Here is a 23,195-nt window from a genome sequence, read left to right on the forward strand (position 1 = left end):
TCAGGCCGCATCTGCATGCAAAACGAAGTTGTACTTTTCGATGAGCCCTTTCATGACTTCATCAAATATATTCAGGTTGTCTTGAACAACGCTATCCGACTCGTAGTAGTAAACTTTCTTGTGAGATAAGGCGTTCACGATGTCTGCTACCCGATTGGGCTCATTGATCCCGATCTGATTCAGCACATAGCTAAATTGCCCAACGCCGAGGAACGACGCCACATTCTCCAAAACCTGCCGGAGCATCGCGAAGTGGTAGGCCCTGACATCTTTGGCCTTATGGGCATTGGAAAGGACCTGCAATACCCGCAGGTGGTAAAGGAATACGTCCTTCTCGCATGTCTCCAGTTTAAGCTCGCCTGATTTCGCACTAAGGATGTAGTGCTTTGTGTGCTTCTTGAACTTGCTGCTCTTCTCACCCTTGCTAAGCCAATCACTCAGGATCGAGAACAGCCCGATATGGTGTGTGGTGATGATGATCCTGCGCGTCTCGAACTGACTTTCGATGAGATCTAACAGGGTCGCAGCCGTGACAAAAATATTGTGATCGTCGAGGCTGGACACTGGGTCATCGATAAAGAAGTGGCTCGACTGCTTGTCGGCCCAACCTTCAACCTCGAACAGCGCGAGAAAAAAACACCAAACGAAGACCCGCTCCTCACCCCGCGAGATTTTGATCGACTGCTGAGGCACGTCTGGATTTTGGTTCGGAATGAAGAATGAAATTGACTCGATTCCCCTCTCCGGATCGTCCTCGTACAGGTTGAATGCGAATCCGAACTTGGGTTTATAGGCCTTGAGCTTGTCGCGGATGTTGTCTTCGGTCAGCAAGGTATGGAACCTGCTGAGGCTGCTAGGCCGCAGGGTCAGCCGCACATCGGCCCCATCTTTCTGTTCATCGTTGTCCCACATAAAGAGGTCTTCGCTGTAGGCGTTGTAATAGACCCCGATATGGCTGCCGTCAGCTTGCTTGGTTGCGTTCTTGTACGCCACGCTGAGTTGCGTCTTTCCGGTCGCGTTGAAGGCATACGCGAGCGTGATCCGCGCAGCGTCATCCCGAAGTGTCTTGGCGATTTCGTCGGGCGTCATTTGGAGCCCTCCAAGGACGGGAAGAGTTGCTGCATTAGGCCATTTTTATAGATATTCAGCACGGCGAGCTTTTTCTTCTCGTCTTCAATCTGAACATCCAGGGAAGAGAGAAACTCGGCAATCCGTTGCTGCTCGGCTGGCTTCGGCGTCATTAGCTTTAGTGCCTTTAGGTCGTCAGTATTCAGCTTGCCAGTTCCGTGGCCAGCAATATCGACCATCCTCAACAAACGCTGCTTATTTCCAAGAAGAAGGAGCGCCACGAACAGGCCTTCCGTTTTGCCCTTTGGGCGCAGAGCTTTTACGTCTTGATTGAAGCTCATCTCGCGGTGTAATACGCAAATGGGCACATCTTTAAGCAATGTCATGCCTCGCGTCAGCATGAGCACTGTACCCGCAGGAACCACCTTAGCTCCGACATCGACAGCAGAGGCCGAAATGTGGTCCTCCGAGTCGTCCAAGAAGAGTCGCTTCATATCTTTGGCGGACACCCACGGTATCGAACCACTCCAGAATGCAGGATTGGCCTTCGAAGGCGTACTACCGGACTGAAAATCAACCAGAGCATCCAAAATTGTCGACTCCCACTCAGGCGCATCGCAGAACTGGGACAGGCGGAGGCGGGGAAAAGGTTCACCTTCGCGGGGGAAGAGCTGCTGCATCAGGACGCGCGTGTAAGTCTTCAATACGTCGACTTTTCGCGCTTGAGCTGTAATCAACTCGTCCAGTGAGGTCAGGAAGTCAGCGATCTTTCGCTGCTCTTCTTTTTTTGGAACGCATATCTCCCCAGTTAGCACCGCAGCATTGTTAACCTTCATATCATTCTTTGCGCCCTTCCTTACGATAGGTTGCAAATAACTGTTCAGGTTGTAGTCACTAGAAAAGAAATGATTTAGGTAGGTAGGATCCCCCAGCTTAGTAACTTGGTAAACGGCATAAAGTGTAGAAACAATACCCGGTTTACCTTTATTTTCCTTAATAATTCCATAGGGGTTTTTTTTCAGCGGGCTCTTGGTGTAAACAACGTCACCTGTTTCGACAACGTGGTATTCCTTGACGCTTGCACCTGCATAAGATCGCCCCAAATGCTCGATTTGATTCACACACCCATGCTCCCCAGATACAGATAGCACTTCACTGGGTCCGAACCTCAAGTCCCTATTTCGTTGCTTACGTTCACGAAGCAGCTCGTTAAGGGGCAATCGGCTCCATGGTTCTGCATTTCGAAATTCCGGAAACCGCAACTTCGGCACTAACGCTGCCTTATCTTCTTTTTCCATCAATCAATCCTCATATGCCTGAAGGCCCGAGATATCCCTGCCTCCTGCGCGCTTTTTCAGCATCGGCACCAGCTCACCCATCAAGGCCAGTTCCTTTTGGATGCGTGCTTTCCACCCCAGCTCCAGGGGGGCGAGTAATTCGGTGAGTTGTTCGCCATCGAAGATGCGTCGTTCTAGTACTTTGTCCACAAAGCCTTGAAGTGCCGTCGTTGCCAAACCGTGCATGGCAGCGAGCTCTGTCAGCTCTCGGGTGGCTTTTACCGCCTTGAATTGCTGATAGCCAGCACGGATAGCGCGCTCGTCCAGACCCTCTCCGGCCTTGAGACTCATCACGTACTCGGTAATGTCCTCTCGCTCGTCGATAAATTTGGCGTCGCTCGCGATTAGGCTGACCAGTTGCTCACGGCTCATGGTGGCTTTGCCAGGTTTCTTGCTGGAGAAGTCGGCGATCAGCTTCATGATGTAGTCGTAATCGATTGTGGCAGAAGCGAAGAGAACAAACTCGAAATCGAGCCGCTCTAGCTGCTCGCGCTTTTCATCACCGGGTTTGGAGCGCTCGTCCCGCAGGCGTCTGGCCGTTTCCAGATACTGGCCACGTAAGGCGGTGAGTTCGTCCGGGGGTAGGATGGCCTGGATAGTGGCCTCCTGCTCGGGAGTGAGGTCGGTGTACTGGTCGAGCTGGGTTTGCAGCTTCTGCACCTGCTTGAATACTTCGACGAAGCCGATACGGGCTTCGTCGCCCTTCAGGGTGGCGATCTCTTCTGGTTTGCCTGAAAGCCCGTACGCTTCCATGAAACTTTGCAGTCCGAGTGCGGCTTCTTGCAGCTTTTCGATTACAGCGGGGGCTTTGTCCACCAGCCAGATCTTGCGCGCCTCATCGGCCTTCGCGCCGGAGAAAAGCGCGATGGCAGCATCCACCGCCTCTTGTTGCCCACGGAAGTCGAGGATGTGGCCAAAAGGCTTGGTGTCATTTAACACGCGGTTGGTGCGACTGAAAGCCTGAATGAGGCCGTGGTACTTGAGGTTTTTATCGACGTAGAGCGTATTGAGATACTTGCTGTCGAAGCCGGTGAGCAGCATATCGACGACTATGGTGATGTCGATTTTGTGTTGCGGAGCCTTGGGATTGGCTTTGCGCAGGTCAGCATCCGGCCATTGCTGATCCTTGATGCGCTGCTGCACGTCCTGATAATAGAGATCGAACTCCTCGATGCGGTGGTTCGAATCGAAGCGGACATTGTAGCTGGCAATAATAGCTTGCAGCGCTGCCTTCTTGTCATCCGGTTCCTGCTTGTTATCTTCTAGCTCGGTGGGCAAGTCTTCCTGCAACTGCCGTACATCGGCGCTCACATCGCCCGGTGGTGAGAACACGGCGGCGATATTGAGCGGCACGAAGCTGGAGTTTGCCCGCAATAACTCGGCTTGGGTTTCTTCAAATAACGCGTGATAGGCGATGGCGTCATTGATGGAGGTTGTGGCCAGAATCGCGTTGAACTTACGCCCCCCCGTAGCGGCGTCGTGCTTAGCAAGGATGGCATCGACGATGGCACGCTTGGCTAGAGTTTCACCAAGCTTGGGCGGACTTTTTCCGTCGGGCTTGTAGTAGTCGACGTGAAAGCGCAGGACGTTACGGTCTTCAATCGCGTGGGTGATGGTGTATTCGTGCAGGGACTGCTGGAAGAGGTCCTGCGTAGTCTTGAGTGTCTGAGTGTCACCGCTGATCTGCTTGACGCTGGCGTTGTCCTCAAAAATAGGCGTGCCGGTGAAGCCGAAAAGCTGGGCCTTGGGGAAGAAAGCCTTGATAGCCTGGTGGTTCTCGCCGAATTGCGAACGATGGCATTCGTCGAAGATGAAGACTATGCGTTTTTCGCGTAGCGCTTCGAGCTGTTCGGCATAGGTGGCAAGCCCACGCTTTTCGCGGTTTTTGTTACGTTTGCTGCCCTCGTCCAGTGCCAGGCCAAGCTTCTGAATTGTGCAGACGATAACCTTGTCGGATGCGTCGTCTGACAGCATACGGCGGACGAGCTCGCTGGTGTTGGTGTTGCTCTCGACGCAGCCTTCTTGGAAACGGTTGAATTCCTCGCGGGTTTGCCGGTCGAGGTCTTTGCGATCGACCACGAACAGGCACTTTTCAATATTCGGATTGGCCTTGAGCAGGGTGGAGGCCTTGAAGCTGGTGAGCGTCTTTCCACTGCCGGTGGTGTGCCAGATGTAGCCGTTGCCGCTGTTTTCTTCGATACACTTAACAATGTTTTTGACGGCATAGATCTGATAGGGCCGCATCATGAGCAATTTTTGCTCGCTGGCGACCAGCACCATGTAACGGCTGATCATCTGGCCGAGCGTGCACTTAGGCAGAAAGGCATCGGCAAAATCATCCAGCCCGGTGATTTTGGTGTTATCCAGCGCAGCAAATTGGTAAATGGGCAGGAAGCGTTCATCGGCGTTGAAGCTGAAATGCCGGGCGTTGTTGTTGGCAAAGTAGTAGGTAGAATCGCGGTTGCTGACGACAAATACCTGCATGAAGCACAACAACGTGCGGGAGAAGCCGTTACCGAGGTCGTTCTTATATTCGACGATCTGCTCGATAGCGCGGCGCGGGTTGATGCCCAGCGTTTTTAACTCAATCTGCACGACCGGCACACCGTTGATGAGCAGGATGACGTCAAAGCGGTGGTGGCTGTTGTCGGTGTTGATCCGCAGCTGATTTACAACCTCGAAACTGTTCTTGCACCAGTCTTCGATGTTGACGAGGGTGTAGTTTAGCGGTGTGCCATCTTCACGAATAAAACTATTGCGCGTACGCAGCGTTTGCGCGGAGGTAAACACGTCTGGGGTAACAATTTCTTCCAGCAGGCGCGAGAACTCCTCATTGGTGAGATTGACGCGGTTGAGCTGCTGAAACTTTTCGCGAAAGTTGGCTTCGAGCGCGGCGCGGTCGCGGATGTCTTGGCGATAGCTGTACTTGAGGTCGCCGAGCTTGGCGAGCAGGTCCTGCTCGATCTGGTGTTCGGTGATGGTCATGAATCTGTCCTGCCGTCATAGAAGCGTGAGTGTGGCGGATAGGCGGCTACCTGTGGCGCATCACAGCCATGTCAAGAATTCGCCTTAGGGGATTTCCCGCCTAGGCGGTCCAGACTCAAGTCATGATTGCGTGCGTACTCCAGCACCAAAATCTCGACCATCGACGCCACCGAGCGGCGCTCACGATCAGCCGCCAAGCGCAAAAGCTGCTTGATTTCGGCGGAGGTGCGGATAGAAAGGGTTTCGTCCTTCAGGCGTGACATAGCGGCGTCTCGTCAACGATGTCACGCAAATGTACTGCCTTTGCATATATTTTAACAACACAAATACATGGCTTTATGAAGCGGTATGGGCTGGAGCCTGAGTAGTCCCTGCTTCACTCAAAACGTCACACCTAATACTTCAATCCAATCGGACTGGCGAGCTGTCCGATTCTGGCCGGTTATTGCCTAGCACGTACTGTTGGTAAAAAGTGAGATGCCTGCGCTATTCCTCGTTGAGAGCTTGTTCGTAAGCTTTGGAAAAGTTAGTGAGATCAGTTCCTAGGACAAGGCACAAATCACGGAGCTGGATGGTATCTAGCCTTCTTACACCTCGCTCCACATCACTCATAAATGACTGTGGCCGGCCCATAGCTGCAGAGCACTGGGCTTGAGTCAAGCCTGATTGGACACGGAGGCGTCTTAGTACTTGAAGAAAAATCTTGTGCTCGCGTCGATAAATCGCTTTGGTCATGGCCGCGTATCCGGAGGGGCGGCTTGCCAAGCTATATCTGCTTTTAAGATATCTGATTTTCAGATATTTTCGTGTCAAATACTTGCACGAGGATAAGTGATGAGGCAGTTGTGGGAGCTATTTCGAGTGCTATGGGCTGTTGGGTGCCTACCGGTTGGCGCGTTGCTGCTTGTTGTGGTGATTTTGTGCGGTTTCAGCCTGCCGTTTTTTTTGGGGTTTACCAATAGTGCTGATCCGGCCATTCGATGGTTGTTCTGGGCTTTAGTCTTCTACTTCGTTGGAGGGGTATGGTTGTTCTGGCGTGTTAACCAACGCTATGGCGAGAAGCTGAGGAGACTGGTCACCGGATTCCAGACTTCAAATTTTCAGCCGCAGATCGAAGTATTCGCGAAGATCAACGATGCCTACCTGGGGATCGACGGTTCAGCACGCAGGCTACTGGCCTACCCAGTCAAAGGCGCAGAGCATTTCTTTCAGTTCGATGAAATTAACTCTTGGCGGATTGTTTCGGTCGGGAAGCATAACCATCGGCTAGAGGTGCTAACCAGCAATCTTGATGTTCCTGTATTCAGCATCGTTCTGAAGCCGGCAGAAGTGCTCAGTACTGAGGCTCGACTCAATACGTTGCTTGGTACCTAAATGAGGCGCTGGGCTAGCATTGCTGAGTGTCATCCATCATTTGTTGGAGGCTATCAATGAGTAAACCAATCAGGGCTAGTGCTATGCCACCAGATATCGATCGACTAAAACAGGCCAATGCGATAATGCGTTTGGCTAATGAGGCTCTCGCCCGAAATGATGTCGTCGCTCTTATTGCTCTCGGGTTCTCCCATCAACACATCGGAGAACTGAAGAAAAAAGGCGGTTTTCGGTCTTCCGCGATGGAGCAAAATACAAGAATGATTACACGCCTTCGTAAGGAAGGAGGCGCATATGCTCAGTGAAAGCGCGCCGCTATCGATCGCTGCCAACTTGTTGGCGCGTGGAACCATTGAATCTGTTCTTCGCTCTCCGTCTTATCACGCCCGTGGCTGGCAAATACTTGATCGTTGGGCGGTTAGCTGTCCAGAGCAGCTTCGTAAGCTGGAGGCGGACGGAGAGGTCATCTTGTTGGGAAGATTGTTGGAGCAACAGGAAATCGAGCATCAAGTGCTGAACTCGACGGCAGGGTTGGAACAGTGCAGTCATGGTCTGGCAGAGCACGAAGTTCTGGCATTGCATGAGATAAGGACAGAGCTGTGAGTCACTAAGGCGCCGACGGATGTATCTCAACACCCGATACGCTTAATGGCCTCGGTTATCTCAACCAGGACATTTGCGTACTCCTTAGAAAGCGCGCCGTTGCCCTCTGTGAAAAGATGCTTTTGAAGGCCACCTAGGCGCCGCAGCTCATTGATTACGTGGGAGTCAATTTTTGCTTCTGGTCTGTCGCTTTAATGCGGCGGCCAGCACGAACTGACCAACACTCATCCCGCTGTCGTGGGCTTTCTCGCGTACCAGTGCTTCTTCTTCCTCGAAACAACGAATTGCCGGCAGCCACCCTGTGCGTCGGCGTTGTTCGCTAAGGCTCATGAGCTTTCCTTTTTCAGGTGTTGGGGTCTCGGGGCTTGCCCTGAGCAGGGACGGTAGGCAAAGCAAAGGGAGTGCAACGACTGGCGCGTGCCGGTTGTGAGGCACCAGGTACTGGCGGTATAGCAAACCCTACCTTGTCCTAGTCTTTCCTTTCAGTGTTTAGATGAGTTTTGCACTACTCGGTTACAGCCGGGATGAAAGAGGTGTTGGCATTGAGGGGACGCGATGGGTACGGAAAAAACACGAATTCAAAACGATTACATAAGCAAAAAATGCATCATCCATCAGCGGCTGAGGATACGACGATTGGATGGCGAGAAAGACGCTAGTGCGACAGCTAGGATTTACCGAATTACCCCTGGCCTTGAGTGATTTTCTGATACAGAGGGAGGGTATAAACAGCATGCGTGCACGCTTGACGTTGATAAGCGTGAGACGATTTTTGGACGGTTGTGGTGATGCGGAGGGACAAAGGCTAAAGTGACGAATCTGAGGGAGCTATTTGACACTGGCGTGTTGATCTCAGGTAATTCTCTCAAGATACCTTGGAGATAGTTATGGAACAGTCCAATGACTCCGAAAGTAGCTTCGCCGAGATTATGGATCTGAAGCGCTCCAATCGTGAGCGGTTGATTCGTGCTGTCCAGAACGCCTCCCACGAAGAGCTCGAGATTTCTGCTCAGCGCATCAAGGAAGTTCTGCTTGACTCTATCAATCCAAGCCAGCGCCGACAGCGCATTGCCCCGCCAGCGTTCGCTAAGAGCAAATAGCTCCTCACGTATCGAAAGATTCTTGCGAGAGTGGCGGCATGCGGGTCGTCGTTTTGATTGCGGAGTTCGCACGTTTCACAGAGTAGTGCGAGGCCATTATCAATTAGTGATCAGGCTGGCTGCTACTGCCCAGGCTCTGCATGGGCGGTCGTAGGCAGCAGCTGTCTTTTGGATTCACTCCACGATCATCAGGCACAGACCTCAAATATAATTTTCCAAACTCCGGATAACATGCGGCTTACCACATTTGCCCACGCTGGCAACCTTGCGAAGGGAATCCTGATGTCCGTTCCTACATATGACAAATTCATTGAGCCGATCTTGCGCTACCTGGCGGCGAATCCGGAAGGCGCGACAGCACGCGACGCGCATGAAGCTGCAGCCCAGGCTTTGAATTTATCTGAACCACAGCTTCAAGAGCTCATTGCGAGTGGGCAAGCGACCTATAAGAACCGCGCTGGATGGGCTCACGACCGTCTCAAGCGCGCAGGGTTATCCTCCAGCGCAAAACGAGGCTATTGGAGGCTCACCGAAGCTGGCACTGCTTATTCCACACAGCACCCGTCACCGCTCACGGCGGATCAGGTAGAACAACTCGCCATCGGCTTCATGGACGTGAAGCTTAGGAGCCCCACAGATGCCGTCCCGCTAGATGGGCTAGAGCAGGGTGCAGATACACCGATATCAGCAACTGTGAGCCCAGACGATCGGTTGGAACAGGCTCTGCGTGAGCTACGCGATGCAACAGCAGCAGATCTACTGGATAACCTGCTACAAGTCAGCCCCAACCGCTTCGAAGTTATTGTGCTCGACGTGTTGCACAGCCTTGGCTACGGGGCTAGCCGAAACGATTTGCAGCGTGTTGGTGGTAGCGGTGATGGCGGAATTGACGGGGTAATCTCGCTTGATAAGCTCGGGCTGGAAAAAGTCTATGTCCAAGCAAAACGCTGGCAAGGCACTGTAGGCCGTCCTGAGCTGCAAGCTTTCTATGGAGCACTTGCCGGGCAAAAGGCTAAGCGAGGGGTATTTATTACTACGTCAGGTTTCACTGCTCAAGGAATCGACTTTGCCCGTTCAGTGGAAGGCATGGTGCTGATGGATGGCATCCGCCTGGTCAACCTGATGATGGACTACGAGGTTGGGGTAACGTCCCGGCTTCTCAAACTGCCGAAACTGGATAGCGATTACTTTGACGAGGAATGAGGATTTTGGACCTTGTCATAGTTTCTTGGCGCCGGGGGCAGGGCTAGTAAACGAGCACTGGACACTAGCGCTCCGATGATCAAAAAACCATTACCAATCAGACTCCAGCTCGGTGCTTAGGTGGATACCCATCACCTTTGCCTTGCGATATCTCAGCGGCTCCGCATTGATCTCCAGGGCGACAAGTCGACTTGCAGCGATGACTAAGCTGTTGAAGCGGTCATTGTGAACGGCGACATATACGATGAGTTTTTTGCCAGTCGCCTGCATGGAACCGATGCAGCGAGGAACCGACTTGTCGCTTAGGAGTAATGGGTCAACGTATAGGTAGCATTCTAGGGCTGGGTATTTGAATGTTTCAGGGTATCGGACGGAGCCGTAAAGCTTGATCGCAGTGTGCTCTGAATAATGGTGTCCGATTCGCCTGGTATCGGTCGGCGTGGCCATGCTGAACGACCAGGACATATCCCATCCCCATATCCGGGCTTGGAGAATTATTCGCTCAACGGTGGTACGACTCCGGTTAGCCATAGCATTCATCTTCCGCGTTTGAGCCGGCTGCGGACAATCTCTCGACCGCTCGTTAGGGGCCGAACTTCCGTCCGAGATCCGATTAGTACTGATTAGGTTAAGATTAGTTTTTACAGGGGCACATGCTGCGGCCTTTGTGCTATCAGGCTGACAGGCACTATTGACTGTGGATAGCCTACCTTTTGGAACGGGCTACGCTACCCGCTGCAACGGCAAGCGTTACCTGCTAGAACGGTATTCTCTACCCGCTAGGACGGCACGCATCATTTTTGTTTTTTCCACCCTCGAGAGATGTCGGCACTGTGTCAGGCTTTCCTGTCTTTGGACGTGTACCAAATCACCTCGAATGGCGTACTCGAATGATTTACCGTGGTTGTTGTAGGCAGCGCTCAAAGCGTCAAACGCGCGACATAACGTTTGGGTGAACTTCCAGATTTCGCGGGCTTCGCTTCCACAGAGCTGGTGCAGTGTGCTTACTTTAAGTCCGTAAGCTTTTGCATGGCTCGAATAAAATCCATGAAGCCATTGGGCGAGTGGCTGGCCATCCAATGCAGACCGAATACTCCAATCGATGTAACTGAAGCCAGACTTGGAGAACAGTGCGTTTAGCCTGGCGTCAAGGATTACGACGTATTCCAAGCTATTCTCGTCCTTATAGAAGTGCTTGATCAGGCTGCCGGTGTAGGAAATATCACCCAGCACTACCTCAACGGTGCTCGCTGCCAATCGCAGCAAGCGATCGTGCAGCAGCCTCCTATTCTTACCCGTGTCGGTCTTTTTCATGAGTTTAAGCACGCCGTAAGCCTTGTAGCGGAGCTCCTGGCCTAGCATTTGCTGTCGAGAGAGGTGCAAGACGCTTAGCCATACGGAAAGGTCAATCTGGTCAAGACGCGTTCCTGTATAAGAAATTTGCACGCCCCCGATTGAGTTTATCGCCACCCTTTTTAGATCAGTCCGACTGCCCTTCCTTACTGCTCCGAAAAGCGCCGACCGCAAGAACGCATTCGGTACGCCGCGAAATTCATCCGGCCATGTTCTCAGCGTTGGGTTTTTAATCGCCGGCTTTGGCTTGAGCTGCGCCTTATTAGCCGCTCTTGCTTGAGCTTCAAGTTTGGCGAGCTGTGCAAGGCGCCTGCTCCCTGAATTCGCGATGTCATTCGTATGGAGCTCTGGCGACATTAGCGGCTCGTTAATAAACGAAGTGACCACTGCTTAATTTTGAAGGGAGGCAGGTGTACGAGTGCTCATTTTCTAGCCTCGACTTGCTCTTTTTTTGTGGGGCGGCCAACTCGATTTCCTGGCGTAGTTTTTAACACTGGCTTTACTGGCGAAGTCGAAGTGCATTCGGGACCATGGCGCATCCACTGGCGAAGATCGCCGAGACGCCAGCGTAACCGCGATAGTCCCGGAAGGGGATCAAGCCCCGGCAGTTTGCGCTGACGCACGGTTAACACGCTGAATCCTGTCAGCGCCGCGACCTCGGCTACGCCTATCAGCACGTCATCTGAAAGCTTCTGGATTTTTTGAATGGTTTCGTAATCGACGGTCATCGCTAATGTCGCTCGGTTGCTATGGAGTACGTGCAGCTTTCGCCAATCGAGGACCGATCAACTAGGACACCTTTTTGACAGATGCGGCTGTTAGCCAAAGAATGGGTACATGCAGCCATCATCCTTTGAATCCGATATCAATCCCGAAGAAGTCTTTCAGCTCGTTTTCCGTGAGATAGAAAATCACCAGGAAACCGGTCGGAAAAACTTTGTTGTCCGTGTTCCGGTGGATCTGGTGGAGTACCTGTTCTCCGGGATATTGCAGAAGTCTGGTATGTCGAAGGTCGCGCTTGAGCGATTGCTTACGGACCTCGGGATTTACGGTTTCAAGGACGCAGATGGGCGGATTCTGCGGCGGTATCTGAGTGGCCAAACGCGCATGGCTTGGGATACCTACCAGCGGCTGTTGTTTTGGGCTTTATCGAAGGCGTGGGTCAGCGATTGGGTTTTTCGAGACTTGCTGTTGAGGACGTATCTGCGGGAGGCGGCTCAGCTCAGTGCGCGCAATATTCTGAACACCCTCAAGCGCCGGGTATCGATCTCGGATTTAACCCGTGAGCAGATTATCGAGTGTTTCAAAGAGGTTTATCTGCTCAAGCAGCGGGAACGCGAGGAGACGGCGCTAAACCGTGTGCGAACGGATTCAGAGACCAGAGAGCTGGCTCGCTCCCTGGGGCTTGAGATTATCGACCGACCATCAAGCTAGCTTCGCCGCGAGCTCTTCTGCGGTGATGTTGTAGTAACGCTTCAGCATGTTCACCTCGCGGTGTCCCGTCACGCTGGCCAGCTCAATCAGGTTGGGAAGTTTGGTGGCCAGTCGGCAGGTGGCCTCATGGCGTAGGTCGTGGAAGCGCAGATCGAGCAGAAAGTCTTCCTGGGGCGTTACCAGAGCGCGTTCGCAATCGCCTAAGTATTTCGTCCTTGCTCGCTCCAAACCGCGTGTGAAGGCCTTCTTGAGAGCGTCTGCGGTGGTGGGGAAGACTCGGCCGCAAAGTGAGCGTGGCAAGTCCTTGAGCAGATGAATAGCTCGCGGGGAGAGTGGGACGGTTCTTGGTAGCCCGTTCTTGGTCGCTGGAAGATGAGCGGTTTTGCGATCCAGATTCACATGCTTCCAGCGCAACTCGAATAGCTCGCCACGGCGCATGGCGGTTTCAATTGCCAGTTGCACAATGGACCGTATCCAAGGGTTGTGCGAGGCGTCCGCATAGGTTCCATCGGCACGGCGCTCCCGAAGCTCCAAGGCGTTGAGGATGTATTGTTCTTCAATTGGGTCCAGGCGTCGCGAGCGTTCGTCGTTATAGCTAGGGCGGCTGACCATCCGCACCGGATTCTCGGCAAGATGGATTCCCCATTCGCGGCGAGCGACCTCAATCACGCATTGAAACAATGCCAGCTCACGCTTGACCGTATTGCCCTTGCGGATCTTCAGGCGCTCGTCACGGTAGCGGGCAAAGTCGGAGGAGGTGAGGGTGGCAACGATGCGCGTAGCCAGCGGATGACGCTTGAGCGCTTCCAGACGTTTGATTTCCGAATACGCGCCTTTGTGCTTCGGAGCGATCTCTGAGATGTAGCGATCAATGAGTTGATGAAAGGCGGTGCGTTCAGCCTCGACGCGAGAGACAAAGATGCCTCGGTCGATTTCGCTTTCGATCATGCGCGCCCAGGCTTGGGCATCTGCTTTGGTTTCGAAGGTTTTTCTTTGAGCTGGATAGCCCTTACGACGGATTTGCGCTTCCCACTGATACTCGCCGCGATTCCTGATTGTTGCCATTTCGACCATTCCCGCCACGTTCAAGTGTGGCAAATTTGTGGCAAAAACGACTTTCAGGACTAGGACAGGTTTCTTTCAGGAGCGCTATCCCCTTGTAATACAAGGGAAAGAAGATGGTGCACCAGGCGGGATTCGAACCCACGACCCCTGCCTTCGGAGGGCAGTACTCTATCCAGCTGAGCTACTGGTGCAACGCGGGCGCCATGATACTCATAAGCATGGCGGGCGTCCATGCTGCTGATTTGCCGTTTGTTTCTGCCTCGCTCGGCGGCTGTTGGCTACGCTGATCAGAAAAAACAGGCAAATGCGGCTTTTTCGTTCTTTTTTTCGAACAGCCTATTGTCCTGCAACCCCATCGGCCCTAGGATTCGTTTGAGATTTCAAACGCTCTTGTCTGGGTGCTGAACCGCACGTCTATGCTTATGTGCGTTATTTCTGTGCTTCAGCCCGGTGGATGATTTCCCTGACGGCAGCCCCTAAGGCGCCTTTCTACAAATCTAATTCGCTCCGCGCGCGCGCGGTGCTGTTAAGGAAAGCCGACATGCAGCTTAAAGACACCCAGTTGTTCCGCCAGCAAGCCTTTATCGATGGCGCTTGGGTCGATGCGGACAATGGTCAGACGATCAAGGTCACCAACCCGGCTACGGGCGAAGTGCTGGGCACTGTGCCAAAGATGGGCGCTGCCGAAACCCGTCGTGCGATCGAAGCCGCCGACAAGGCGCTGCCGGCCTGGCGTGCGTTGACCGCCAAGGAGCGCGCCAACAAGCTGCGTCGCTGGTACGAATTGCTGATTGAAAACCAGGACGATCTCGGTCGCCTGATGACCCTTGAACAGGGTAAGCCGCTGGCCGAAGCCAAGGGCGAAATCGCTTACGCCGCCTCCTTTATCGAATGGTTCGCCGAAGAAGCCAAGCGCATCTACGGTGACGTGATTCCCGGCCACCAGCCCGACAAACGCCTGATCGTGATCAAGCAGCCGATCGGCGTGACCGCTGCCATTACTCCATGGAACTTCCCGGCTGCGATGATCACCCGCAAGGCCGGCCCGGCCCTGGCCGCCGGTTGCACCATGGTCATCAAGCCCGCTTCGCAAACCCCTTTCTCGGCCCTGGCCCTGGTTGAACTGGCGCACCGTGCCGGCATTCCGCAAGGCGTGCTGAGCGTGGTTACCGGCAGCGCAGGCGATATCGGCGGCGAGCTGACCAGCAACCCAATCGTGCGCAAGCTGTCTTTCACTGGCTCGACCGAGATCGGCCGCCAGTTGATGGCCGAATGTGCCAAGGACATCAAGAAGGTTTCCCTGGAACTGGGCGGCAACGCGCCATTCATCGTGTTTGACGACGCGGACCTGGATAAGGCTGTCGAGGGCGCGATCATTTCCAAATACCGTAACAACGGCCAGACCTGCGTCTGCGCCAACCGCCTGTACATCCAGGATTCGGTGTACGACGCGTTTGCCGAGAAACTCAAGGCAGCGGTTGCCAAGCTCAAGATCGGCAATGGCCTGGAAGACGGCACCACCACCGGCCCGTTGATCGACGAGAAAGCGGTCGCCAAGGTTCAGGAGCACATCGCCGATGCCGTTGGCAAAGGCGCGACCGTGCTGGCGGGCGGCAAGCAGATGGAAGGCAACTTCTTCGAGCCGACCATCCTGACCAACGTGCCGAAAACCGCCGCCGTGGCGAAGGAAGAAACCTTCGGCCCGCTGGCGCCGCTGTTCCGCTTCAAAGACGAAGCCGAAGTGATCGCGATGTCCAACGACACCGAGTTCGGCCTGGCCTCGTACTTCTATGCCCGCGATCTGGGCCGTGTGTTCCGTGTGGCCGAAGCCCTGGAATACGGAATGGTCGGCGTCAACACCGGGTTGATCTCCAATGAAGTCGCGCCGTTCGGCGGCATCAAAGCTTCGGGCCTGGGCCGTGAAGGCTCCAAGTACGGCATCGAGGACTACCTGGAAATCAAATACCTCTGCCTGGGTATCTGATCCCGCTTCAAGCGCGAAGGGCACGAGAGCGCTGCCCCTTTGCGCGTTTCACCCGTTCTGTTTCTTGTGGCCGGAACGCTGCGGCAGTCGATCATCGCATGCTGCCGCAGTTGTCTCCCCGCCATGTATTCCTTGAGACACGCCGCCCTGAGCTGCGAATGAGGACTGTAAATGAGCAAGACTAACGCTGACTTGATGGCCCGCCGTACCGCCGCTGTTCCCCGTGGCGTCGGCCAGATCCACCCGATCTTCGCCGAATCGGCAAAGAACGCTACCGTAACGGACGTTGAAGGTCGCGAATTCATCGACTTCGCCGGCGGCATCGCCGTGCTGAACACCGGCCACGTGCATCCGAAAATCATCGCCGCCGTGACCGAGCAGCTGAACAAGCTGACCCACACCTGTTTCCAGGTCCTGGCCTACGAGCCGTACGTGGAACTGTGCGAAAAAATCAACGCCAAGGTTCCTGGTGACTTCGCAAAGAAAACCTTGCTGGTCACCACTGGTTCCGAAGCGGTGGAAAATGCCGTGAAAATCGCCCGCGCCGCCACTGGCCGTGCCGGTGTGATCGCGTTCACCGGCGCTTACCACGGTCGTACCATGATGACCCTGGGCCTGACCGGTAAAGTCGTACCGTACTCGGCCGGCATGGGCCTGATGCCCGGCGGTATCTTCCGCGCGCTTTACCCGAACGAATTGCATGGTGTGAGCATCGACGACTCCATCGCCAGCATCGAGCGCATCTTCAAGAACGATGCCGAGCCACGCGACATTGCCGCCATCATCATCGAGCCGGTTCAGGGCGAGGGTGGTTTCTATGTGGCGCCGAAAGCGTTCATGAAGCGCCTGCGCGCCTTGTGCGACCAACACGGCATCCTGCTGATCGCTGACGAAGTGCAGACCGGTGCCGGCCGTACCGGAACTTTCTTCGCCATGGAGCAGATGGGCGTTGCCGCCGACCTGACTACCTTCGCCAAGTCCATCGCCGGCGGCTTCCCGTTGGCCGGTGTCTGTGGCAAGGCCGAATACATGGATGCCATTGCACCGGGCGGCCTGGGCGGCACCTACGCGGGTAGCCCGATTGCCTGTGCCGCCGCGCTGGCGGTGATGGAGGTGTTCGAAGAAGAACATCTGCTGGATCGCTGCAAGGCCGTTGGCGAGCGCTTGGTGACCGGCCTCAAGGCCATCCAGAAGAAATACCCGGTCATTGGCGAAGTGCGTGCCCTGGGCGCGATGATTGCCGTGGAGCTGTTCGAAAATGGCGACACCCACAAGCCGAACGCCGCGGCAGTGGCCCAGGTTGTGGCCAAGGCCCGGGACAAGGGCCTGATTCTGCTGTCCTGCGGCACCTACGGCAACGTCCTGCGGGTGCTGGTACCGCTGACCTCGCCGGACGAGCAGTTGGACAAAGGCCTGGCGATCATCGAAGAATGCTTCTCCGAGCTCTGATTTTTACGAGCTCTGATTTTCAAGAGCGCTGAGCTGTGCGCTGATCCACAAAAAACCCGCTTCGGCGGGTTTTTTCATACCCCGAGGAAGGGGGCTGGTGTTGTTGAGCTGTCTGGAACGGCCGCGATTGTCTAAGGTGCATGTATTGCAAGGGAGTGATACGGCATGACGGCTGTGGATTTACCCGCTGGACCGCGCGTATTGATTGCCGAGGCCGATCCAGCGTCTAGAGAATTGCTGGAGCAAGCGGTGTCAGAGGTGCGTTGCGACGCCCGGGTGCAGACCTGTGGCGAAGGAAAGCAGGCGCTGGAGCTGCTGGCCCAAGACCCATACGACTTGGTCATCGCCGACTGGGAACTGCCGGGCGTCGATGGCTTGAGCATCTTGCGCGGTTTGCGTCAGCAGCGCCGCTCCCCCGTGTTGCCATTCATCCTGGTGAGCCAGCGCAACGACAGCGCCAGCGTGCGGGAGGTATTGCCGCTGGCGCCGGCGGCGTACCTGACCAAACCCTTGAACCGGGAAAACCTGACCCAGCGCCTGCAAGGGCTGCTCTTGAGTGGTGAAGACACCTCCAATGCCGCGCCCATCCCAGGACCAGCGCTGACATTGGCGACTTTCCTGGAGCGTCGACGGGATCTGGCCGAAGGCGCGCCGTTGATGACCGATGTGCAAGTGGCGATCAAGCGTAGCCTCAATCCCGGTGGGCTGGATCTGAAACTGCTGGAAGATGAGATCCGCACCGACCCGCAGATCACCGCAGTGCTGATCGCCGCGGCCAACAGTGCTGCCCAGCACCAGGGCGGCGGCCCCGTACAGACCGTAGCCCAGGCGTTGCACCAGCTCGGTACCGGGCAAAGCATGAATCTGATTCTCGGCCTGACGCTCAAGCGCTGTGCCCGGCTGAGTGTCCCTTGCCTGGCGGACTATGCCGAACGGTATTGGGAATTGTCGCTGCACACCGCCGAGTACGCCCGGACCATGGCCCGCCTGCTCGACTTGGATCAGGAGCGCTGCTATTGCGCCGGCCTGTTGCATCGCTTGGGCGACTTGGCGCTGTTGCGCTGTCTGGAAGAGTGGAAGCAAGCCGGTGGTGAGCTGGATGAGCCCGAGGAGGTCGGGGATTCGCTCGAAGCGTTCGGCGCTGGCTTCGGCTCGGCACTGCGCGCCCGCTGGCGGCTGCCGCTGGAGCTGCGGGAATTGATCGCAGCGGTCTATGGCTTGGGTGGCGGGGTCTATTCCCGCGAGGCGCTGGTGATGAACATGGCCGCGCAACTGGCCCATCTGCCATCCCAGCAAGGCCTGGAAGAACTGGCTCGGGGCCGCACGGCGCGATTGTTGAAGATCGGGCTGCCGGAATTGATGCGGCTGCGCCGTCAGTAAAACCAGTGCTTAACCCTGTGGGAGCGAGGGGTGAAGTCTGATCAAACTGCGATGATGCGGTTCTTCCCCTGACGCTTGGCCTCGTACATGGCCGCGTCGGCGCGGGAGAACAGGCTGTCGAGGGTCTGGTCTTCGGCGGTGATACCGGTCAGGCCCTGGCTGACGGTGATGCCGAAGTTTTGCTCGCCACAGCGGAACGCCAGGCGTTGAATTTCCCGTTGCAGGCGTTCAGCGACCTGCAGCGCCATGTCCGGTGGGCAGCCTGGAAACACAGCGGCGAACTCTTCACCGCCGATCCGCCCGAACAAGTCACCGCGCCTGAGCACGCTGCGTCCGCTCTCTGCGATCTTCTGCAATACCGTATCGCCTTCTTGATGGCCGTAGGTATCGTTGATCAACTTGAAATCATCGATGTCGAGCAGCAGGAACGCCATGGGGGTGCCTTGCAACCGTGCCTGCTCAAATTCACGATGGGCGCATTCGAAGAAGTGGCGGCGGTTGCTGCTCTGGGTCAGTACGTCGGTGGTCGCCAGGCGCTGAAGTTCGCTTTCGAGCAGCTTTTTCTCGGTGATGTCTTCGGCAATGCCGACGACGATCACCGGTTGGCCCGGATCAGCCTGACGGTTGATGAAGCATTTGTCGCTGAGCCAACGAATCTGGCCATCGGCGGCGATGATCCGGTACTCGCGATCTTCGACGGCGCCTTTGACCAGCACTTCCGCCAGGCTGCGCTCGGCGTAGTCCAGGTCGTCCGGGTAGATGGCGTCGCGCCATTCGTTGTAGTCGGCCAGCACCAGGCCCGCAGGCCGGCCGAAAATCCGCTCGTAAGCCGGGCTGACGTACAGTACTTGCCGGGTTTCCCAATTGAATGCCCACAGCACCGCGTTGACGCTGACCAACAGCGAACTGAACAGCTGCTCCCGCTCGCTCAGGCGCGCAACTTCGCCCTGGGCGTGCATCAGCGCCATGAGTGTCTGGGCCGCTTCGGGCCAATGCGGCTGGGATGAATCCTGTAGGTTCTTATCGACCATCGGCACAAATCTCAAGGAACGTGCATTGCTATGGATTTGCACGCGCTCACTCCAAAGCCCGCCAGGATGGCGAAGTGCTCTTGAGATATGGGATTGCTGGCGAAGTTCCTTTTCAGGCGACGAAGGGCGGGGGGATGACGGCTCCCAACCTGTGGCGAGGGGATTTATCCCCGTTGGGCTGCGCAGCAGCCCTGAGACCAGTTGCCTCGGTGTGTCAGAAATAACTACATCGCTGTCTTGGGGCTGCTGCGCAACCCAGCGGGGATGAATCCCCTCGCCACAACAACCTCCCCGCCGCGCACATCGGTGTCAGGCCGTGGCAGGGCGCAGCGAATAGGTCTTGAGCTGGTCGGCGAAGTCGCGCAGGGACTGGATGCCACTGGCTTCCGCTTCGTGGACCCATTCCTTGATGGCGGCGAGCATGTCGTGGCCGTTGCTGCTGGTCTTGACCCAGATCTGCTGCAAGGCCAGGCGTTTTTCGTAGATCACCTTCAGCGCCTGGCTATGCTCCAGCATGTTCTGGATACGCACATGGTGGCGGTCATCCAACAGGCTGGTTTCCCGGGACAGCAGGCGTTTGGCCCGATGGAACTGATGGCGGACCGAGTGATCGACCTTTTCCAGTTCCTGCTTGACCAGCGGCGCGATGACCAGCCGGCGATACTGGGCCATGATCTGGAAACGGTTGTTGAGGATCGCCATGGCGGTGTCCATGTCCAGATGGCCCTTGCCTTCGACCCGGTGGGCAATCGGCGCGACCCGCTGAACCTTCGCCAGGCGCAGGAAGCTGAAGACCTTGATCCAGGCCCAGCCCAGGTCGAATTCCCATTTGCGCACCGACAGCTTGGCCGAGTTGGGGTAGGTGTGGTGGTTGTTGTGCAGTTCTTCGCCGCCGATGAGGATGCCCCATGGCACCAGGTTGGTCGCCGCGTCGCGGCACTCGAAGTTGCGATAGCCCACGGCATGGCCCAGGCCATTGACCACGCCAGCGGCCCAGACAGGAATCCACATCATCTGGATGGCCCAGATGGTGATGCCGATGGTGCCGAAAAGCAGCAGGTCGATGACGCCCATGATCGCTACGCCCAACAACGGGAAACGGCTATAGAGGTTGCGTTCGATCCAGTCGTCGGGGCAATTCTTGCCGTAGATGCGCAGGGTTTCCAGGTTTTGCGCCTCGGCGCGGTACAGCTCGGCGCCTTTGCGCAGCACCGTGGACAAGCCTTTGACGACCGGGCTGTGAGGGTCATCCTCGGTTTCGCATTTGGCGTGGTGCTTGCGGTGGATGGCCGTCCACTCGCGGGTGTTCTGCGCCGTGGTCAGCCACAGCCAGAAGCGGAAGAAATGTTTGAGACCGGCGTTCAGTTCCAGGGAACGGTGAGCCGAATAACGGTGCAGGTAGACCGTGACGCTGATGATCGTCACGTGGGTCATCAGCAGGGTGACTGCCACCAGCGACCAGGGCGACAAGCCAAGAAAACCTTCGTACCACATAGGCTGTAGGGCCCTCGATAAAAATAGAAACTGCCGTTGCATTATCACCAGCCCGAGGGAGAAAACCAGTCGGCCTTTCAGATAAGAGTGGCAGGATGTTTCTTACTTTATAATCCCCGCAAATTACAGGGACATGGACGGCCGCATGACCAACTCTCAACGCACCGCCATGCGCGGGGCATTGATTTACCTTCTGCTATCCGTTGCCTGGCTGCAGCTGGTTGGTTATTTACTGAGCAGTTTCTTCGATGATTCCGCCGACCGGCTTCGCTGGCAACTGATCAACGGTTATGCCTGGGCGCTGGTCAGCGCCGTGCTGATTTTCATGGCTCGGGTGCGCATCGCGCGTGGTTTGCTCAGGGGCGAGGGCACTGTCGATCGTGAGCGATTGCGCCAGGCCGCCGCTGTCTTCGATTGCACCCGCGAAGGGGTCCTGGTCACGGACCGTCAAGGCCTGATCGTGCATGTCAATCCAGCGTTCATGGCGATCACCGGTTACGCCCGCGACGAGGTGCTGGGCCGTCAACCCAACCTGTTCAAGTCCGGCCGGCATGGCCCGGCGTTCTACCGGGAAATGTTCGCTTCGCTGTCCAGCCGTGGCGAATGGAGCGGCGAAATCTGGAACCGCCGCAAAAGCGGAGAGATTTATCCGCAATGGCAGACCATCCGTGCCGTTGTCGATGACGAGGGCGAAGTCAGTCAATACGTGGCGGTGTTTTCCGACATCAGTGCAATCAAGGATTCGGAGCATGAGCTGGCGCACCTGGCCCATCACGACCCGCTGACCGGCCTGCCCAATCGCCTGCTTTTTTGCGACCGCACCGAGCAAACCGTGGCTTCGGCGCAGCTTCACAAGCGTGGGTGCGCGCTGCTGCTGTTGGATCTCGACCACTTCAAGAACATCAACGATAGCCTCGGCCATGCCGTGGGAGATGAATTACTCAAAAGCGTGGCCCAGCGCTTTCTCGGGTTGTTCGCGCCGGGCATCACCCTGGCCCGGCTAGGCGGCGATGAGTTCGCGGTGGTGGTGGAAAATTGTTCTCAGCCAGGGCAGGCGGCGGCCTTGGCCAGGCGCATCCTTGATGTATTGAAAGAGCCTTTGCAGCTCGGCGGACAGTCGCTGTTTATCAACGCCAGCATCGGTATCAGCCTGTTTCCCGGCGACGCTCTCAGCGCCGAGCAATTGCTGCGCAACGCCGATTCGGCACTGTTCAAGGCCAAGAGCAGTGGGCGCGATGGGTATGCCTTGTATACCGAAGAACTCACCACCCATGCCCAACAGCGGGTGGAGATCGGGTTCGAGCTGCGACGCGCGCTACAGCAAGACGAACTGCGTGTGCATTACCAACCGGTACACGACCTGGCGACCAGCCGTCTGGTCGGGGTCGAGGCCTTGGTACGCTGGGAGCATCCCACGCGTGGGCTGGTGTCGCCGGCCGAGTTCATTCCCATCGCCGAGCGTACGGGGCTGATCGCCCAGATCGATGCCTGGGTCATGAAGCAGGCCTGTCGCCAGATGGGAGAGTGGCAGCAGGCCGGGGTGGTGCTGTCGTTCGTGGCGGTCAATGTCTCCAGCCGCCTGTTCGCACGTCGCGAATTGTATGAGCAAGTCGCCCGCGTGCTGCACGAGACTGGCCTTGACCCGGCCCTGCTCGAATTGGAAGTCACCGAAAGCGCAGTCATGGAAGACCCGGAAGTCGCGCTGGAACAAATGCACCGTTTGCGCGAATTGGGCGTGCGCCTGGCCATCGATGACTTCGGCACGGGTTATTCATCGCTGCTGCGGCTCAAGCGTTTGCCGGTGCAGAAACTGAAGATCGACCAGGGGTTTGTCGCCGGGTTGCCCTGGGATGAAGATGACGCGGCGATCGTTCGCGTGATCATCGCCCTGGCTCACAGCATGGGCATGCAGGTGCATGCCGAGGGCATTGAACAACAGGAGCAAGCGGCGTTTCTGCTGGGCCAGGCGTGTGAGCTGGGGCAGGGATATTGGTTTGGCCGGCCGGTGGCTGCGTCGCAGTTGGATTGGGATCGGGCGCCGGTGATTGCCTGATCACCAGTGGCAGTGATGTTGACTGATACGCCGCCATCGCGAGCAGGCTCGCTCCCACATTGGATTGGCTTTGACCTTGAGATTCGTTTCGACACAGCACTCCAGTGGGAGCGAGCTTGCTCCGGGCGGCGATCCGACGATGGCGTCGGCTCAGCTTGCCTCGATGTCGGTCTATCCCTCAGCGGGCGCCGCCGCCTCCTTCGTCTCCAAATGATAAATCTCCGAGGGTTTGGCAGGGAAAAGACCCACGATCAGATCCATCGTAGGACGCCAAATTAGATT

Annotated in this window: 22 protein-coding genes and 1 tRNA gene; 10 read left to right on the forward strand and 13 right to left on the reverse strand. The window is 56.2% G+C overall.

All coding sequences use genetic code 11. The features are described 5' to 3' along the window. The 5 genes from J3P90_RS00810 to J3P90_RS00830 all read right to left on the reverse strand — a co-directional run bounded on the left by J3P90_RS00810 (window position 1) and on the right by J3P90_RS00830 (window position 6,125). Window positions 1-1,089 (reverse strand): AAA family ATPase, encoded by a 1,089-nt coding sequence (locus J3P90_RS00810; RefSeq protein ID WP_434675674.1) that lies wholly within the window; start codon window positions 1,087-1,089, stop codon window positions 1-3. Continuing rightward, window positions 1,086-2,366, reverse strand: a complete 1,281-nt coding sequence (locus tag J3P90_RS00815; protein ID WP_434675675.1) for a restriction endonuclease subunit S — start codon at window positions 2,364-2,366, stop codon at window positions 1,086-1,088. The genes J3P90_RS00810 and J3P90_RS00815 overlap by 4 nt, the downstream gene beginning before the upstream one ends. 3 nt (window positions 2,367-2,369) lie before the next feature. Next, window positions 2,370-5,390 (reverse strand): type I restriction endonuclease subunit R, encoded by a 3,021-nt coding sequence (locus tag J3P90_RS00820; protein ID WP_434675676.1) that lies wholly within the window; start codon window positions 5,388-5,390, stop codon window positions 2,370-2,372. Window positions 5,391-5,461: 71 nt separating this feature from the next. Next, window positions 5,462-5,653: a hypothetical protein gene (locus J3P90_RS00825; protein WP_434675677.1), complete on the reverse strand. Its 192-nt coding sequence runs from the start codon at window positions 5,651-5,653 to the stop codon at window positions 5,462-5,464. A 223-nt stretch (window positions 5,654-5,876) separates the two neighbouring features. Then, window positions 5,877-6,125 carry a helix-turn-helix domain-containing protein gene (locus J3P90_RS00830; protein ID WP_178903073.1) on the reverse strand — a complete coding sequence of 83 codons (249 nt, stop codon included), beginning with the start codon at window positions 6,123-6,125 and terminating at the stop codon, window positions 5,877-5,879. Window positions 6,126-6,224: 99 nt separating this feature from the next. Between J3P90_RS00830 and J3P90_RS00835 the strand changes: the two genes are divergently transcribed. From J3P90_RS00835 to J3P90_RS00845, 3 genes are read left to right on the forward strand one after another with little or no spacing between them, the layout of a single operon-like run. After that, entirely contained in the window at window positions 6,225-6,764 is a 540-nt protein-coding gene (locus tag J3P90_RS00835) for a hypothetical protein (RefSeq protein WP_434675678.1), read from the forward strand. A gap of 56 nt (window positions 6,765-6,820) precedes the next feature. After that, window positions 6,821-7,069, forward strand: a complete 249-nt coding sequence (locus J3P90_RS00840) for a hypothetical protein (RefSeq protein ID WP_434675679.1) — start codon at window positions 6,821-6,823, stop codon at window positions 7,067-7,069. Then, entirely contained in the window at window positions 7,059-7,367 is a 309-nt protein-coding gene (locus J3P90_RS00845) for a hypothetical protein (RefSeq protein ID WP_434675680.1), read from the forward strand. The genes J3P90_RS00840 and J3P90_RS00845 overlap by 11 nt, the downstream gene beginning before the upstream one ends. Window positions 7,368-7,532: 165 nt before the next feature. Here the strand turns inward: J3P90_RS00845 and J3P90_RS00850 are convergent, their stop codons facing one another. After that, window positions 7,533-7,697, reverse strand: a complete 165-nt coding sequence (locus J3P90_RS00850; RefSeq protein WP_434675681.1) for a plasmid mobilization protein — start codon at window positions 7,695-7,697, stop codon at window positions 7,533-7,535. Window positions 7,698-8,254: 557 nt separating this feature from the next. Here J3P90_RS00850 and J3P90_RS00855 point away from each other — a divergent pair. Both J3P90_RS00855 and J3P90_RS00860 read left to right on the forward strand, forming a co-directional pair. After that, on the forward strand, window positions 8,255-8,467 hold the full coding sequence (locus J3P90_RS00855; RefSeq protein WP_434675682.1) for a hypothetical protein: 213 nt from the start codon (window positions 8,255-8,257) through the stop codon (window positions 8,465-8,467). Between the two features lie 282 nt (window positions 8,468-8,749). Then, complete coding sequence (locus tag J3P90_RS00860) at window positions 8,750-9,670, forward strand: restriction endonuclease (protein WP_434675683.1); 921 nt, start codon at window positions 8,750-8,752, stop codon at window positions 9,668-9,670. 90 nt (window positions 9,671-9,760) lie between these two features. Here the strand turns inward: J3P90_RS00860 and J3P90_RS00865 are convergent, their stop codons facing one another. From J3P90_RS00865 to J3P90_RS00875, 3 genes are all read right to left on the reverse strand, one after another. Next, window positions 9,761-10,135 (reverse strand): hypothetical protein, encoded by a 375-nt coding sequence (locus J3P90_RS00865; RefSeq protein WP_434675684.1) that lies wholly within the window; start codon window positions 10,133-10,135, stop codon window positions 9,761-9,763. Window positions 10,136-10,420: 285 nt separating this feature from the next. After that, entirely contained in the window at window positions 10,421-11,380 is a 960-nt protein-coding gene (gene trfA / locus J3P90_RS00870) for a plasmid replication initiator TrfA (RefSeq protein ID WP_434675685.1), read from the reverse strand. A 65-nt stretch (window positions 11,381-11,445) separates the two neighbouring features. Continuing rightward, window positions 11,446-11,751 (reverse strand): helix-turn-helix transcriptional regulator, encoded by a 306-nt coding sequence (locus tag J3P90_RS00875; RefSeq protein WP_434675686.1) that lies wholly within the window; start codon window positions 11,749-11,751, stop codon window positions 11,446-11,448. Between the two features lie 109 nt (window positions 11,752-11,860). On the opposite strand from J3P90_RS00875, the gene J3P90_RS00880 reads away from it, so the two are divergent. After that, window positions 11,861-12,457 carry a hypothetical protein gene (locus J3P90_RS00880; RefSeq protein ID WP_434675687.1) on the forward strand — a complete coding sequence of 199 codons (597 nt, stop codon included), beginning with the start codon at window positions 11,861-11,863 and terminating at the stop codon, window positions 12,455-12,457. Here the strand turns inward: J3P90_RS00880 and J3P90_RS00885 are convergent. Together J3P90_RS00885 and J3P90_RS00890 are read right to left on the reverse strand one after the other, a co-directional pair. Next, window positions 12,449-13,531 (reverse strand): site-specific integrase, encoded by a 1,083-nt coding sequence (locus J3P90_RS00885; RefSeq protein ID WP_434675688.1) that lies wholly within the window; start codon window positions 13,529-13,531, stop codon window positions 12,449-12,451. The two genes, J3P90_RS00880 and J3P90_RS00885, sit on opposite strands and share 9 nt — an antisense overlap. 105 nt (window positions 13,532-13,636) lie before the next feature. Beyond that, a tRNA-Arg gene (locus J3P90_RS00890) sits at window positions 13,637-13,713 on the reverse strand. Window positions 13,714-14,063: 350 nt separating this feature from the next. Here J3P90_RS00890 and gabD point away from each other — a divergent pair. From gabD to J3P90_RS00905, 3 genes are all read left to right on the forward strand, one after another. Then, on the forward strand, window positions 14,064-15,506 hold the full coding sequence (gene gabD / locus J3P90_RS00895) for an NADP-dependent succinate-semialdehyde dehydrogenase (protein ID WP_420767748.1): 1,443 nt from the start codon (window positions 14,064-14,066) through the stop codon (window positions 15,504-15,506). Window positions 15,507-15,677: 171 nt separating this feature from the next. Further along, the gene (gene gabT, locus J3P90_RS00900; protein WP_434675689.1) at window positions 15,678-16,955 is read left to right on the forward strand and encodes a 4-aminobutyrate--2-oxoglutarate transaminase; all 1,278 of its coding nucleotides are present in this window, start codon (window positions 15,678-15,680) and stop codon (window positions 16,953-16,955) included. A gap of 165 nt (window positions 16,956-17,120) precedes the next feature. Continuing rightward, complete coding sequence (locus tag J3P90_RS00905; RefSeq protein ID WP_434649374.1) at window positions 17,121-18,335, forward strand: HDOD domain-containing protein; 1,215 nt, start codon at window positions 17,121-17,123, stop codon at window positions 18,333-18,335. A gap of 41 nt (window positions 18,336-18,376) precedes the next feature. On the opposite strand, the gene J3P90_RS00910 is transcribed toward J3P90_RS00905, so the two are convergent. Next, window positions 18,377-19,366: a GGDEF domain-containing protein gene (locus J3P90_RS00910; protein WP_420767751.1), complete on the reverse strand. Its 990-nt coding sequence runs from the start codon at window positions 19,364-19,366 to the stop codon at window positions 18,377-18,379. A 309-nt stretch (window positions 19,367-19,675) separates the two neighbouring features. Then, the gene (gene desA, locus J3P90_RS00915; RefSeq protein ID WP_434608469.1) at window positions 19,676-20,860 is read right to left on the reverse strand and encodes a delta-9 fatty acid desaturase DesA; all 1,185 of its coding nucleotides are present in this window, start codon (window positions 20,858-20,860) and stop codon (window positions 19,676-19,678) included. 145 nt (window positions 20,861-21,005) lie between these two features. On the opposite strand from desA, the gene dibA reads away from it, so the two are divergent. Further along, window positions 21,006-22,913 carry a phosphodiesterase DibA gene (dibA, locus tag J3P90_RS00920; protein ID WP_434675690.1) on the forward strand — a complete coding sequence of 636 codons (1,908 nt, stop codon included), beginning with the start codon at window positions 21,006-21,008 and terminating at the stop codon, window positions 22,911-22,913. Window positions 22,914-23,195: the final 282 nt, after the last annotated feature.

The sequence above is a fragment of the Pseudomonas sp. D3-10 genome, assembly GCF_051132175.1.
Lineage (GTDB): Bacteria > Pseudomonadota > Gammaproteobacteria > Pseudomonadales > Pseudomonadaceae > Aquipseudomonas.